This window comes from Bacillus sp. FSL W8-0223, from assembly GCF_038006805.1.
In the GTDB taxonomy this organism is placed as follows: domain Bacteria; phylum Bacillota; class Bacilli; order Bacillales; family DSM-4216; genus Bacillus_O; species Bacillus_O smithii.
The window spans coordinates 2,923,089-2,937,670 of the sequence record NZ_JBBOVX010000001.1; the positions used below are offsets into that span (position 1 = coordinate 2,923,089).

Sequence of the window (14,582 nt, forward strand, 5' to 3'; positions counted from 1 at the left end):
TACGTCCGAAGGAGAACCCGGCTGTTTGTTTTCATACTTCCCACTCGCTAAGAGAATCAACAGTATAGGTCGGTTTTACTTCATAACGCTCCAAATGCTCTTTTAAAGTAACTCCAGTATGGACGAGGAGCGTATCCAAACCGGCATTAATACCTGCACGAATATCTGTATCATAATTGTCTCCCACCATTATGGTCTCTTCTTTGGAAGTTCCTAATGCTTCAAGAGCTTGTTCCATAATGATTGGTGACGGCTTCCCGATAAAAATAGGTTCCGTTTGAGTCGACACAGAAATAACGGATGTTAGTGCTCCGTTGCCCGGAAGAAAACCCCTCTCCGTTACAAGGGCAATATCGCTGTTAGTGGAAATAAACGTTGCCCCGTTGCGGACGCCAAGGCAGGCAAGAGTCAATTTTTCGTAGTTGATCGATCTATCTATTCCGATTACGACGAAATCAGGATTCTCGTCTACAAACCGAAATCCTTTTTCCGTCAATGCCTCTCGGAGTCCTTCTTCCCCAATCACATAAACAGAAGCACCTGGTTTTTTCTCATACATAAAATTGGCAGTCGCCATCGCTGTCGTATAGACTTGCTCCTTGGTGGCCGGAATATCAAAATCCCTCAATTTTGCTGCCACCTGTTCCGGTGTTCTAGACGAATTATTGGTTACAAACAAATAAGGAATATTTTTTTTCTTCAATCGATGAACGAATTCACCGGCGGCTTCGATTTTTTCCGTTCCTTTATACACCGTTCCATCCAAGTCTATTAAATAACCCTTATATGCTTTCATATGAACTCCTTCCAAATCGTCAGTCATATTCATAAAAAAACGCTCCCATAAAGAAAGCGCTGATCATAGATTTTTAAAAGCAGAAACCGGACCTAATTCATTGTTCAGATACGAACGAACTTTGATTGGAAATTGTTTTAATAATTCAAGATTTTTTTTGAATACTTGGTCCACTTTCTGATGATCAATGGTGGTATATTCCTGAACAAGCATTTTTCGGAGGCTGATGATCTCTTTTAAAGAGGCAGCCAATTCTTCTGTTATCACTTTTTCATCCAATAATATATCCACAATATCGTCATAACTTCCCGGATCTCTCATAATAAATCCATCGATAATATCATTTCCGGTATCAATGACCGCTTCAATGATCGAATGCGCCACACGCTCTAAAGCGGCCTTTTCTATACCTGTCTTCCAGTCAGTCTGTGTTTCCAATAAGCTTAAACGAACTTCCAAATACGTCAGCCTGTCTTCGACTTTGTTTCGATCTACAAAGTACACGGTACAACACCTGCCCTTATCTCTTCTCAGCCACTTTCATTGTACCATACTTCGCTGTCTCATGGTAAAATCAAAATACTGAGTTGAAGGGGAGGAATCTGGTTAATGGAACGCTTTTTTTTATATGACGAAACAGAAAAAACAAACATACGCTATATCAGTTTTATGGGAGAAAATCAGCGATTTGATCTAGCGATTATTCAAACAGATAAATACTACGGAAAAAAACTGGTGCTGGATTTGCTCGGAAACCGCTTTGCCATTATCGGTACGGATGATTTGGAAGAGCCCGGATATTTAGAAGAAGTGTACCGTCTTAGTGAAGCAGATGCTCAAGAACTCCGTGAACTTTTATATGAAATGATTTAAGCGAATGATCACCCTGATTTCGTCCATACTAACCGTATAGACCAAATACGGAGGTGCCGCCATGTCTCGTCGAGTTGGAAAAGTGGACAAAGAAGATCAAGCCTATTCAGATTTTTCTGTTGTCGAAACCATGAAAAATTTCCTAATACCTGAAGAAGTGCCGGAAGGACCTTATGGATCTCCAAGAGGGCAAGATACCCCTGTTGAAAATAAATCGACCCCTTGGGAAGAAGGCCAACGGCATCACAGTGCGTTCAATTATGAATTTAAATCGCTTCACGAAGGGCTTCCAAGGCAATATCCCGACGCCCACCTTCCTCATGATGACCCTGATCGCACTGAAGAACCGCCATACACTACAAACCGCAACGCCGACCCTTTAGATCCTGAGGGATAAGGTCCACTAACCATCTAAGGTCACTAGGGGTTGGTGGAACCAATCGGGCTTTTAGGGGCAGTTCCCTGTTCTCGGACTGCTCTTGTCTCTCTTCCCTTGAAGTGGGGGTTACAGCCCCTTAATGCGGGATAAGGTTCAACTACCCGGTTGAACCAATCGGGCATTCAGAGGCAGTTGAACCCTTCTTGGACTTTTTTTGAGAAGGAGACTTACTGCCATGCGGGACAAAATAAAACTTCCATCCGTGGTACACGGATGGATAGTTGAAAATTATCATCCAGGAGGATAAAAGAAAATTCCCGCTGAAAAGGGCAGTCTTTTTCACAGGATCACTTTTCCTCTAAAAAAGGCATTTGAAAAGTACAGCCGATTAGCAAAAAAAGGACGGCAGCAACCGTTTTATTTTTTTACTTTTTTCAAGACAAAATAAGCGCATCCAAAATTGCAGTATTCATATAAATATTCTTTCAAAGTGCTAATTTTCGTATCAAAAGTTGCCTTTTGGCTTTGATCATCAAAGAAGCCTTTCAGCCGCAGCTGGCCATATCCCCAATCACCGACAATATAATCATACTTGCCTAATATCTCACTATAGCGATGGCGAAAAGCCTCTTCTTGAAAGCCGTTTTTGTAATCCTCTATTACTTCATAGCAATGATTATTGACGCAAATCATGCTTTTCACCTCATTCTGAAACCTTTCCTCACTGCCAAAAAATTTATTTGTTCCATTATAACATAACGAATCCCCCACAAATTACTAAAGGGAATTTAAAAAAAGATGGTTATCCTATGCCCAGGGGGGATAAAAAGATGAAAAAAAACATCTTTGCAGGATGCTTATTAAGTTTGGCGGTTTTGTCCGGCTGCAATAATGAAGCCGCTGACCGCGATCGTTCGGGAATTTACGACCGGAACGGAAACACACTCAATGTCAATAACGATCAAGATCTTTTTGATAAAAATCGAAAACCATACAATATCATGACAGATGACCGTGATGAGGCATTTGGCTATGTACGTCATCAAAAAAGCCCGATTCAAGGAAAAACCATTTCTTATCGAGACATGTACACTATGGACAGAGAGCAGGTGGCTGATACGATCAGCCGACTGAGCGTCGGACTTCCGGACGTAAAAGACTGCGCCACGCTTGTAACAGATGAGGAAGTGCTCGTAGCCTATGACCGTCGGCAAAACGCCCATACTTCCCGTTCTGAGACGGCAGATCAAGTGAAAAGAACGGCCATGAGCGTAGTCCCTCGCTGGTACCATGTTTATGTCACGGACGATCCAAATTTGAGAAGAGACGTTGAAAACCTTGCCTCCATGGATGCCAATACGAGAAATTCTGAAACAAACATCAATCGGACCATCAACCTCATGTTGGATCGTTCACCGCAAGGACGCTCCATAGTGGACGGCGAAAATCCGAATGGCGAACGCATTCACGACCCGCTCGAAGATGATAATCATGCACAAAAAAGAAAACATCAATGATCATGAAAATCCGGTTTTGCGAATCCATTCTCCTGGCAACAGGACATTCGCACGGATCCTGTCTAGCGGGAATCATCTGAATCTCCAAAAAATGGCAGAATCAGTTGAAAGCGGATGAAAGGAAAAACTTCCATACAGCTATTTTTGTTTTTCTCACTCGCTCTGGTTTGGACGGCTATATGCCCCCTGACACCTTATTTCAACATGTTTTATTTAGCGGAAAAAGTGAGTTCAGCAAACTACGCTGAACTCACTTTTTCTATTTCGTCATCATTTCAAACTTTAGGCGTTTTGCGCTTCAATCCGATCCATAATTTCTTTTGCTTTAGAAGCTAAGTTGACTTGTTCATCCGCATGATAGGAAGAGCGAACAAGCGGTCCCGCTTCACAGTGGCTGAAACCTTTGCTTAAAGCAATTTCTTTTAATTCCGCAAATTCATCCGGATGATAGTACTTTTTAACAGGCAAATGCTTTTTCGTCGGCTGCAAGTATTGGCCGATCGTCATAATATCCACATGATTGGCCCTGAGATCATCCATCGTTTCGATAATTTCTTCTTTTGTTTCTCCAAGTCCGATCATAATGCTCGACTTTGTCGGAATATCAGGCTGCATTTCTTTGGCACGGCGCAAAAACTCCAATGACCGTTCATAAGTGGCCCGCGCCCGCACTCTTGGTGTCAGTCGTTTCACCGTTTCCACATTATGATTTAAAATATCTGGACGAGAATCCATTAAAATTTTCAAATTTTCTTCCACTCCGCCCAAATCAGAAGGCAGAACTTCTACAGTTGTAAACGGATTTTTTCTGCGAATGGCGCGTACTGTTTCCGCCATTACGGCAGCTCCTCCATCTTTTAAATCATCTCTTGCCACCATCGTCACAACGACATGTTTTAAGTTCATTTGTTGAACGGAATCAGCTACCCGTTCCGGTTCTTGCCAGTCAAGTTCCGACGGCAAACCAGTCTTGACTGCACAGAACCGGCAAGCCCGCGTACATACTTCCCCTAAAATCATGAATGTTGCCGTTCTTCTCACTCCCCAACATTCATGGATATTGGGACAGCGCGCTTCTTCACAGACGGTATGGAGGCTTTTCTCTCTCATCATTTTCTTTAAGCCTTTGTAATTTTCGTTTGTATTTAGTTTTATTTTTAACCAATCGGGTTTTCTTAAATATTCCTCCGTTTTGCTCATTTTTAACATCTCCATTTCTTTAGTAGCTTCCAAAGAGCCGAAAACAATGGCAATGTAATAAACTTCTCTCTTTGTTGCCACTTTACCATAGTTTCCAGTGGAAACACAAGCATTCAGAATTCATGATTGCCAATATTTTAACTCATAAAGAATCCTTTTTCTTCAAATAGTATAGTTATCGATTATTTTATTTGAAAGGGAGGCTTTCATTTGAAAAAAATGGTTTTCCTGCTATTATTGCTGATCCTCTTCCCTTCTTATTCCTTGGCGGCAGAGAATCAGACAATGAAGGAAAAGCAGATTTTCAAACAACGGATAGAGTTATATAAAAAAATGCAAGCTGCAACGAACATTCCTTGGTATTACTATGCAGGGCTGGACCAATATGAACGAAACTTACGCCTCTTCCGAAAAGACTTGCCTAAGCCTAAAGGAGCTATTTCGATTTGGATCCCCCCCGAAAAATGGTCTGGTTTGGTAAACCCGAATCGCGAAGACACCAATCCGAAAACGATTGCCTTTTTTAACGGCTATGGGGTGGATGGAAATGGTGATGGAAAGGCGGACAGAAACAACGATGAAGATTTGTTGGCATCCATCGGCCAGCATTTTCTGAAATACGGAACCGATGAAGATAATATCCGCATCGCATTATGGGCTTATTATAAAAGAGATAAAGCGGTAAGCATCATTATGGAACAGGCTAAAATCTACAAAGTTTTCAATCGTCTTGATCTTTATGACAGAGCGTTCCCGATTCCATTAAATTACAATTATTCATATAAAAGTACTTGGGGAGACAGAAGAGGATGGGGCGGCCGCCGTATACATGAAGGAACCGATATTTTCGCTGATTATGGTGTACATGCTACGGCATTGTCGAGATGAAAGGATGGAATCGATACGGCGGATGGAGAATCGGCATTCGCGATGTCAATAATACGTACCATTATTTTGCCCATTTAAGCGGTTTTTCCAAAAATCTAAAAGTTGGGAAAGTCGTAAAACCCGGCACGGTCATTGGCGGAGTCGGCAGCACTGGATACGGTCCGCCGGGAACGGCAGGAAAATTCCCACCTCATCTTCATTACGGTATGTATAAAGATACGGGCACGACCGATTATTCTTTCGATCCGTATCCTCACTTAAAACAATGGGAACGAATGGAACGATTAGAACGTAAAAAGAATAACTCTTAACCGTTGCCCCTTCTTCAAAAATCCCGTTCAAAAAAGCTTCCTTAAAATATGCGCACCATAAAAAGATATCATGGCGTTCCCGATTCCTTAGCCCGAATGGGAACGCCTGGCTTTTTATTTCGCCGGAATTTCAACAGAAGAATGGCCATTTCCGCCAAAAAATTGAGGCACGTCTCCTTGAATAATTCCCATTGCCACCGGAATATCCTGTTCCACTTTGGTTGTTTTGGTCGAAAAAGGAATAATGATTTGCACATTAACTTGAACATGGATGGCCACTTCTACATAAGCATTGTTTATGCCATAAGGTCTTACCGTCGATTTGACATCAGAACGAACATCGCCGACCGCATGAAAACGGACAGGGACATTCGGGCCCAAATTGCCGAGAATGGCGTTATTCGTTGCCTGGCCTAACGGAACGGAAAATACGATCCCTTCCAGTTTTTTTGATTGCTGAGGATCTAATTTGACATCCGCATAGTCCAACGGTTCGAGTTTCCCTTTTTCCGCTTCCCGCAAATTGTTTTGAACTTGATTCGTTACCTCTCCCAAAATCCGATTAATAATTTCCGTATTCAGTCTAGTCGTAGAAGACTTGCTTTGATCGCGATTCGGAACGGTTTCGATAATGTCGTTAATATCCATGACGTTGGCCACTTTTTGGTTAATAGCATTATTAATGACCATGGAAGCAATTTTTTTCGTTTCTGATTCCGCATAGCTCATTAAAGTAGGCTTAATCCCTGCATTAATCAGCCATAAGCTTAATGCAGTAAAGCAGGCAAAAAGAATGAACGTGATGACAAAAACATACCGTAAAGGCAAAGGTCCTCTCCGGGGTTTGTACTTTCGCAATGCAGGCAAAAAAATCCCCCCTTACAAGCTATATGTATGCTCGTAAAGGAGGAATTCATTAATCATTTTTATTTTGCACCTTCACATGTAAATGCGCTTTCTTGCCCCGAATGCATTTAAGAGCCAAACGTCGTGAAGCCCATTCTTGCTCACTTTCACACGGCTAAAACACTGGATATCCTTAATGAATCGCTTTCCTATTTGAAATCGGTCTATTGGGCATAAGAGGGGAGAGCCAATCAAATGGGGAAATGCCAGCCACCGCACTGTCCGTCTATCAATTCCAAATATCTTCGATAATGTTGTACTTACCCAAATACGCGCACTAATTTCCATTCCATCAGATCACGCAAAAATTCCGGCATATAATATTGCTTTTCTTGAGTACGAACTAATTCCGGGAAAAAAGCGCCGTATGTAAACAGATCCGGTACGGCTAGACGATATTGTTTGTCCAAGTTCAGCTCTTGTCCATTTATTTTAACGGAACCGTTGTCTCTGTCGATATCGATCCGATCATATACAAATTCACCCCATATTTTCCCCCTGAATCCAAATCCTTTTACCTGCATATGAGGCCATTTTTCATCCAAAGTTTGATCGATGATCTTTTTCAGTACTCCTCCGTTGAGGGTAATGGTACAAGGATTAATCGGATGAGGCAATAGTTGATGAAGATCAAACTTTGTAATCGTTCCTTTTCGAAGCGGGCGAAGAAGAAGACCGGCATTTATAATGGCGCAATCAGCATCGCACCATTCTCTTAAGCCTTCGCACAGCCATTCCGCTAACGGTGATGCTTTAAACCAATCAATCGAGAGCTCGCGATCTAATTTTACGACAGGCTGGCTTAACAAACGCTTTCCCTCGCTTTGATAACGGGCCGTTTCTTCTTCCTCGCCAATAGCAGGCTTCAATTCATGGACATCATAAAGCAGCGCTTTTTTCTCTATCCCTTTCTTCGATGCAGGTTCGATCTCCACTACAATATGTCCGACGTAATTCCCGAATTTTCCGGCCGCTGCTAATAGTGTATCGTTGACCCATTTCCCTTGATGGTAAATATGATGGGTATGAGCTCCCATCACTATATCTACCTCTTCCATTTCCTGTGCAATTTTGTCATCTTCATGCATGCCTAAATGGGAAAGAACGACTACTAAATCTGTTTCTTGCGCCAAATATTCCACCTGCGCTTTTAATTCATCAAGAGGCAGCGTTATTTTCCATCCGAGAAGATGATAAGATTCAGGTAAATAGGCAGTGACGCCCGTAACGCCTACTTTCCAGCCGTTTTTCAGCTCATAAATATGATAAGGACGACACCAAGAAGGTCTCTTTCCATTTTCATCATATAAATTGGCGCAAATGACGGGGAATGCGGCCTCCTCATATAAATGATTCAATCCTTCTTTAGGCAACGTCATCCCTTCATTATTCCCGATCGTTGCCCCATCATATCCCGCTTTATTTAACAGCTTGACATTGCCTTTTCCTAGAGTAGCCTCTGTATAAGGATGGGAACGATCAATATGGTCCCCGATATCAAAAATCAGCACGCTTTCCCCCGCTTCTTCATGCCATTTTTTTCTTTCCTGCAGAAAACGGCGGATTCGCGGCCAATTTTCAAAATGGCTGTGAAAATCATTTGTGTGGTAAATATGAATCGTTTCGCTCACCGTCTTACCTGATGACTAAAAACTGAAATGCCAACCGCAAGGATACGAAACATAACATCGCCGACCTTTTCGGCATATTCACCGGCCGTCAGGCGGCATGTGAGTCCAGAAACAGGAAAACTTTGTTTCCTTTCCGTTCATGATGCGATCATGACATTATACATTGGCAGCCACCAGGTTTCCACCTCCTTTCCTGAAACGGTCGCCTGTCGGATATGTGGAATGAGTAAGAAAATTCTATCATTATTCACTTTTTCTTAAGGTGATTTTTTTCAATACTTCCATCTTACACATTTCTGACAGCTTGGTCCAAAAATCTAATTCTGGTGTTAAAATAAATTTAATTGCCTAGGTGCTAGGCCTTCATATTCTAACCCTAATAAATCCATCATTTGTTTGGCATTATCAGCTGCATCCCCGCCGGAATTGTTATTAAAAACGACATAGATTTCTTTGCTTTGCTTCTCTAAATCGAGTAATTTTTCTTTCCATGAAAGCAATTCTTCTTTATTGTAACGATATAAATATCGAACCTCTCGCCAATTGCCTTGATTGGGCTTTCGCCAGCCATGGATATTCCGACCGTGAAAACGGACAAGCGTCTTTTGAGGGTCCGTTGCTTCGATAACAGCCGGTATGGAACCACTGCCCGCTTGTGGTTCGTCGCAAACGCTATGAATCCATCCTTCTCGTCGCATAAAATCTAACGTCTTATCTTTCCATGCTTTCGAAAACCATGATTGGTGGCGAAATTCAAGAGCCGTTGGAACATCCTTCATCCACTCTTTGCAATATCTTAAATAATCGACATTCTTCTTTTGGCAATCAAACCACGGTGGAAATTGAAAAAGAACCATGGCTAATTTTCCGGCTTGTTGATAAGGCTGTATAGAATCCAAAAAAGCTGCAAACATTTCCTTTTTAGACGAAAAAGGCAGCTTTCCACGTTCATGTCCGGTCATTCCTTGATAGGCTTTTACGATAAACTGAAACTTTTCAGGCGTGTCTTGCACCCATTTTTCCGCATTTTTTAAAGGTTGAATGGCATAAAACGAAGCGTCGACTTCGACAATCGGAAAATGCGCCGCATATTCTTTTAGCTTATCACGTGGGGAAATGCCATCAGGATAAAGGGAATGATGATCTCCCCAGCCTGTTACCCCGATCCAAATCACATTTTATACCTCGCTATCTTCAAGTATAGTGTGTTTTTTCTGTATAACCCTTTTGAAACGAAATAAATCCAGACAAAAAGAAAAGGCCTAACTTCCTCAGACATAATAATGGAAGAAAATTTTTCCATTGATTATGCTCATAAGGAATCTGGCCCGGATGACGAACCTGATGAACAGGTCTTAACCGATGGATCCTTCCATTTCGATTATAACAGAACGAAACCTAAACTTGAAAGTGCATAAAATGGTTTCGCAAAGTGGAATTTTTGAGCAATGTTGGTATCAAAAGTAGTATCACAATTTTTATTTTCGGTGGGCAATCAATAGGCAAGTCCATCATTTTTATGGAACAATACATCGGGAAAGTGCGTTTAGGATGTCAGATGTCAAAAACAAAAAAGGAAGATCATAGAAAAACGATATTTGATTTGAGCAATATTTTTTGCTCTCCGCTTCTTTAGCTCCTGTTTGCAAAGTTCTCATCCGCTCACTTTCCCTTTGGATCCATTTAAGTTTCAATATTATTTTTTAGATCACTTGATTTTTTAAATCAAAGTGTTTGCTGATGATCATGGCTCTCTAATTCTATTTTATGTTTCGGCTTATACTCAGATAAATAAATAGCGACTAAAATGAAGAAAGCTCCTAACCACTCTAACCCTTGAACAAATTCTTTAAGAAGGATAAATGCAAATATAGTAGCAAATACAGGTTCTGTCAGTTCAAAAAACTGAACTTTATTAGCTTCAAGATAATTTAGTGCCTTTGTGGTACAGTAAAAGCCTCCTATCGTTGGAAGAATCGCTAGCCCCATAAGCGATGGAACGGATCCAAGGCTAGGCCATACGAATCCTTCTTTATAAAACGGAAGAAACAGATAAAAACTCCCAAACAGCATTAAATACCAGATGAGCGCTAAATCTCCGTCTAGTGCAAATTTTTTGGTAAACACTAGGAACAAACCATATCCTATTCCTGCAATTGCGGCCAAAGCCGTGCCAATTGATCCTCCGTGAATGTCCCCTTCCGAAAAATGCATGATGAGTAATCCTATTAGAAGCAAAACTAATCCAATATACTGATACTTTCTTTTTATTTCCTTCAGAAGGATGGAGCTGAATATGAAGGTTGTTAGGACGGAAGATCCTAACAAAATAAATACTACAAAGGATACGGATTCATATTTATACGCTGTCGTTTCAAAAAAATACAAAACAAAGATTCCCAGGAATGAACACAACAAAATATGCTTTATTTTACTTTTCAAACGAATGATATTAGTCCGGAGTGTTTTATTGCCTAACGCCAGTATGGAAATAAAAACAAAAGCTATCAAACATTTATAAAAAGAAACTCCCGCTGGTGTCAGGTTACTTTGAAAGGATCCCTTACTAAAAATTCCAACTGTTCCATTCAAGATGGCTGCAGATAACGCAAAGACGGCTCCCATTATATATGTTTTTTTCATTAAGCATTATTCACCTTCTGTTTTAATATTGGAAGTTTATGATTCTTGAGTAAATCTTGAATTAATGGAGGGTTGGAATTAGCCGAGAAGAAAACCCCTCCCATTTGTAAATTCCATTCTCGATACGTTTCATCCTCCATCATGATTTTGTGAGCTTTCCCAATATTCCAATAAGGAATGCTAGCCTGTAAATGATGTGTTAAATGATAATTTTCCGCATGAATACTAAGGAAGAACGCTTCTATCCAATGGCTGAATCGATTACGGGTCATGTATATACTTTTTTTATTCGTTAGAACTAACGGGTAATGTTCTGCTAGTTCAATAAACCAGCCGATTACCATAAATGAAGTAAAATATGGGACTAACCAGTACAATAAAAAGTAATTCAATACTCCGAAATAAAACAAAGTACCAAGAATAAGCAGCCAATATATAACCATAGCTAAGTATTGCTTGGGATATTTTCTAAATTGTAACATTCTATACTTAAAAACATAATAGGCGTAACTAAGGATATTAATTAAAAATAATGGCTTCAATACATATTTGAATAAAAATTGATGATTGTTTTTTAATTGATATAATCCAACGTCTATATGGTATTGATAATCCGGGTCTTTTTCCGGATCACCTAGATGAATATGGTGGCCTTTCACATGTGATTCCTTGTAAATATTAAATTCTTGTCCAATAAGATATCCAGAAAAATATGTTCCTAAAATATAATTTAACTTTCTGTTTTTAGCTAAGCATAAATGGGAAGCATCATGTAATATAGTTGCTAATGCTCTTTGTCTAGCTCCTATCACCAGTACAGATAAAGGGTATAAAATGATCCTTAGTAAATGGCTAGAGCAATCACTAAATAATCATATAACAGACCTATTGCCCCTCGATAATTATTAGATTGATATAACGGTTATCTCTTATATCCTTTGAAAAATGATAATACTCACAACTGCCAAAAAAATCACCAGTTGTTATTTTTTGGTAAATATAATATGAATTGTATATCAACCCAACAAATCTGTCCATTATTTTTTGTAAATTAATCCTTCTTGCCATTACTTATAAAGGGAAAGTCCTCCCACCCTTTCGCCCCGTCGCCATTCGAAAAAATTGATAATGGTTTTAAGAAATTAAGATAATGGCCATCATTTCAGTTTCAAGATTACGCAGCAATATAACTCTTTATTTTTCAGAATAGTTCGGCACAAAAGTGTAAAATCCTCTTTTTTGGTAATTTTTTGTATCCACTGCCCTGACATTGACAACACTTTCAAATCTCACCCGCTTCACGTTTTCAAGGCCTTTGATGTGGATTTCCTTGTGAACTGGATCTAGATTCGTGAAAGGAACCAGTTACCTGTTCCGTAATTTACTTATATCAAACTTTGAATATGACAAGAAAATATAATTCTATCGCGTAGTGAACCTTTCCACCCAAAATCCTGTGTCTGATATGGGTTTAGGTTTGGGCATTTGCAACATTCCAACATGCTCTGGCAGCACCATTTCTATGTCCATTGTTATGCCCCACTCTATATCTTGATCGGAATAAGTGATACGTTGAAGAAACGTTCAATGTCAACAAAAGAAGAATCAAGGTAAGGCGTTCGTTCTTTATCCAAAAAATTTATTGGAGATATCTTAGAAGAAAAAAGAATCCGCAGAAAATACTACGGATTCCATGAGGGCTATTTTGTATTCAACGGTATCGCCTCATAATCACTTATTCAAATGATCACAAAAAGTTTCAAGAAGTCTCCCTGAGTTGCAGATTCACGATTTGCGGCATAGTCGTGCTTCATATAGTAGAAGCCAGGATAATATTAAATATGTATCCGAACGGCTTGGCCACGCAAGTATAAAAACAACCGCTGACACATATCTGCACATTGAAGATGATGCGCTCGAATTGTATCAGCGGTGTAACAAAGGGTTATAAAATGTGGATGGATTGTGGAAGCTCCTACTATAAATTGATAAATCGTTGATCATATCAACGTTATCCGATGCTTCCTTCCATTTCAAATTTGATTAATCGGTTCATTTCTACCGCGTATTCCATTGGAAGTTCCTTCGTAAACGGTTCGATAAAGCCCATTACGATCATTTCTGTAGCTTCTTCTTCGGAAATTCCGCGGCTCATCAAATAAAATAATTGTTCTTCCGACACTTTGGATACTTTTGCCTCATGTTCAAGCGAAATATTGTCATTTAAAATTTCGTTTGCCGGGATGGTATCCGATGTCGATTGATTATCCATAATCAGCGTATCGCATTCAATATTGGAGCGAGCTCCGTCCGCTTTCCGTCCAAAATGAACAAGACCGCGATAGTTTACTTTACCGCCATGTTTAGAAATGGATTTAGACACGATAGTGGAAGAAGTGTTTGGAGCAAGGTGAATCATTTTCGCTCCGGCATCTTGTACTTGCCCTTTGCCGGCGATTGCGATGGAAAGGGTCATTCCTCGAGCCCCTTCTCCTTTCAGGATAACAGCCGGATATTTCATCGTTAATTTGGATCCGATGTTGCCGTCAATCCATTCCATCGTGGCATTTTCTTCACACACGGCGCGTTTTGTAACCAAATTATAAACGTTGTTTGCCCAGTTTTGAATGGTCGTATAGCGGCAATAAGCACCTTTTTTCACGAAAATTTCTACCACTGCACTATGAAGCGAATTCGTTGTATAGACCGGTGCTGTACAGCCTTCTACATAATGAACGCTTGCTCCTTCATCCACAATGATAAGCGTTCGTTCAAATTGTCCCATATTTTCAGAATTGATGCGGAAGTAAGCTTGAAGGGGAGTATCCACTTTTACACCCGGCGGAACATAAATGAATGATCCCCCCGACCATACTGCAGAGTTTAACGCAGCAAACTTATTGTCTGAAGGCGGGACAACTTTTGCAAAATGTTCACGGAATATATCTTCGTTTTCTTTTAAAGCAGAATCGGTATCTTTAAAGATAATCCCAAGTTTTTCTAAATCTTGTTTCATATTATGGTAAACAACTTCTGATTCGTATTGAGCGGACACTCCGGCAAGATATTTTTGCTCTGCTTCCGGAATTCCCAATTTATCAAACGTTTTCTTGATTTCCTCCGGCACTTCATCCCAAGAACGACCTTGATGCTCCGTTGGTTTTACGTAATACGTAATTTCATCAAAGTCTAGTGCAGAAAGATCGCCTCCCCATTGCGGCATAGGCTTCGCATAAAATTGTTCCAAGGATTTCAGCCGAAATTCCAGCATCCATTGTGGTTCTTCTTTCATTCGAGAGATTTCTTCCACAACTTCCCGAGTCAATCCGCGTTGTGTACGGAAAATCGAGATGTCTTTATCCCTAAAACCGTATTTATAATCACCGATTTCCGGCATTTTTTTTGCCATATTCATTTCCCTCCTTTGGAGATTATGCC

At 40.3% G+C, this 14,582-nt stretch carries 14 protein-coding genes and 1 pseudogene; 5 read left to right on the plus strand and 10 right to left on the minus strand.

Annotated features, from left to right (window positions below):
• Positions 1-31 precede the first annotated feature (31 nt).
• Both NST81_RS14120 and hepT read right to left on the minus strand, forming a co-directional pair.
• Positions 32-796, minus strand: coding sequence for a TIGR01457 family HAD-type hydrolase (locus NST81_RS14120; protein ID WP_048624523.1), 765 nt, complete (start codon positions 794-796; stop codon positions 32-34).
• A gap of 63 nt (positions 797-859) precedes the next feature.
• Positions 860-1,300 (minus strand): type VII toxin-antitoxin system HepT family RNase toxin, encoded by a 441-nt coding sequence (gene hepT / locus NST81_RS14125; protein WP_003352469.1) that lies wholly within the window; start codon positions 1,298-1,300, stop codon positions 860-862.
• A 105-nt stretch (positions 1,301-1,405) separates the two neighbouring features.
• Between hepT and NST81_RS14130 the strand changes: the two genes are divergently transcribed.
• Positions 1,406-1,669 (plus strand): DUF3055 domain-containing protein, encoded by a 264-nt coding sequence (locus NST81_RS14130; protein ID WP_003352470.1) that lies wholly within the window; start codon positions 1,406-1,408, stop codon positions 1,667-1,669.
• 61 nt (positions 1,670-1,730) lie between these two features.
• A complete protein-coding gene (locus tag NST81_RS14135; RefSeq protein WP_003352471.1) occupies positions 1,731-2,066 on the plus strand; it encodes a hypothetical protein in 336 nt (111 codons plus the stop codon).
• A gap of 399 nt (positions 2,067-2,465) precedes the next feature.
• Here NST81_RS14135 and NST81_RS14140 read toward each other — a convergent pair whose 3' ends face one another.
• Positions 2,466-2,741 (minus strand): YutD family protein, encoded by a 276-nt coding sequence (locus NST81_RS14140; RefSeq protein ID WP_270583991.1) that lies wholly within the window; start codon positions 2,739-2,741, stop codon positions 2,466-2,468.
• A gap of 137 nt (positions 2,742-2,878) precedes the next feature.
• Between NST81_RS14140 and NST81_RS14145 the strand changes: the two genes are divergently transcribed.
• The gene (locus NST81_RS14145; protein WP_048623925.1) at positions 2,879-3,565 is read left to right on the plus strand and encodes a YhcN/YlaJ family sporulation lipoprotein; all 687 of its coding nucleotides are present in this window, start codon (positions 2,879-2,881) and stop codon (positions 3,563-3,565) included.
• Positions 3,566-3,847: 282 nt separating this feature from the next.
• On the opposite strand, the gene lipA is transcribed toward NST81_RS14145, so the two are convergent.
• Positions 3,848-4,798, minus strand: coding sequence for a lipoyl synthase (lipA, locus tag NST81_RS14150; protein WP_255287945.1), 951 nt, complete (start codon positions 4,796-4,798; stop codon positions 3,848-3,850).
• Positions 4,799-4,984: 186 nt separating this feature from the next.
• Here lipA and NST81_RS14155 point away from each other — a divergent pair.
• Positions 4,985-5,964: pseudogene (locus NST81_RS14155) on the plus strand (M23 family metallopeptidase).
• A gap of 114 nt (positions 5,965-6,078) precedes the next feature.
• Here NST81_RS14155 and yunB read toward each other — a convergent pair.
• From yunB to NST81_RS14180, 5 genes are all read right to left on the minus strand, one after another.
• Positions 6,079-6,831 carry a sporulation protein YunB gene (yunB, locus tag NST81_RS14160; RefSeq protein WP_270583989.1) on the minus strand — a complete coding sequence of 251 codons (753 nt, stop codon included), beginning with the start codon at positions 6,829-6,831 and terminating at the stop codon, positions 6,079-6,081.
• Between the two features lie 299 nt (positions 6,832-7,130).
• Positions 7,131-8,501, minus strand: coding sequence for a bifunctional metallophosphatase/5'-nucleotidase (locus NST81_RS14165; protein WP_341030101.1), 1,371 nt, complete (start codon positions 8,499-8,501; stop codon positions 7,131-7,133).
• Positions 8,502-8,830: 329 nt separating this feature from the next.
• A complete protein-coding gene (locus tag NST81_RS14170) occupies positions 8,831-9,676 on the minus strand; it encodes a DUF72 domain-containing protein (protein ID WP_048623928.1) in 846 nt (281 codons plus the stop codon).
• A gap of 550 nt (positions 9,677-10,226) precedes the next feature.
• Positions 10,227-11,144, minus strand: coding sequence for a DMT family transporter (locus NST81_RS14175; protein WP_003352481.1), 918 nt, complete (start codon positions 11,142-11,144; stop codon positions 10,227-10,229).
• Complete coding sequence (locus NST81_RS14180; protein ID WP_341030498.1) at positions 11,144-11,983, minus strand: fatty acid desaturase family protein; 840 nt, start codon at positions 11,981-11,983, stop codon at positions 11,144-11,146. Before NST81_RS14180 ends, NST81_RS14175 begins: the two co-directional genes overlap by 1 nt.
• A gap of 938 nt (positions 11,984-12,921) precedes the next feature.
• On the opposite strand from NST81_RS14180, the gene NST81_RS14185 reads away from it, so the two are divergent.
• Positions 12,922-13,095 (plus strand): hypothetical protein, encoded by a 174-nt coding sequence (locus NST81_RS14185; protein WP_327804716.1) that lies wholly within the window; start codon positions 12,922-12,924, stop codon positions 13,093-13,095.
• Positions 13,096-13,155: 60 nt separating this feature from the next.
• Here the strand turns inward: NST81_RS14185 and sufB are convergent, their stop codons facing one another.
• Positions 13,156-14,553 (minus strand): Fe-S cluster assembly protein SufB, encoded by a 1,398-nt coding sequence (sufB, locus tag NST81_RS14190; protein ID WP_003352483.1) that lies wholly within the window; start codon positions 14,551-14,553, stop codon positions 13,156-13,158.
• Positions 14,554-14,582 lie beyond the last annotated feature (29 nt).

What these genes read in the sequence shown, in the direction of transcription:
- NST81_RS14120 (WP_048624523.1), bottom strand. Translation starts at nt 796, where the DNA reads ATGAAAGCATATAAGGGTTATTTAATAGACTTGGATGGAACGGTGTAT.
- NST81_RS14130 (WP_003352470.1), top strand. Translation starts at nt 1,406, where the DNA reads ATGGAACGCTTTTTTTTATATGACGAAACAGAAAAAACAAACATACGC.
- NST81_RS14135 (WP_003352471.1), top strand. Translation starts at nt 1,731, where the DNA reads ATGTCTCGTCGAGTTGGAAAAGTGGACAAAGAAGATCAAGCCTATTCA.
- NST81_RS14140 (WP_270583991.1), bottom strand. Translation starts at nt 2,741, where the DNA reads ATGATTTGCGTCAATAATCATTGCTATGAAGTAATAGAGGATTACAAA.
- NST81_RS14145 (WP_048623925.1), top strand. Translation starts at nt 2,879, where the DNA reads ATGAAAAAAAACATCTTTGCAGGATGCTTATTAAGTTTGGCGGTTTTG.
- NST81_RS14175 (WP_003352481.1), bottom strand. Translation starts at nt 11,144, where the DNA reads ATGAAAAAAACATATATAATGGGAGCCGTCTTTGCGTTATCTGCAGCC.
- sufB (WP_003352483.1), bottom strand. Translation starts at nt 14,553, where the DNA reads ATGGCAAAAAAAATGCCGGAAATCGGTGATTATAAATACGGTTTTAGG.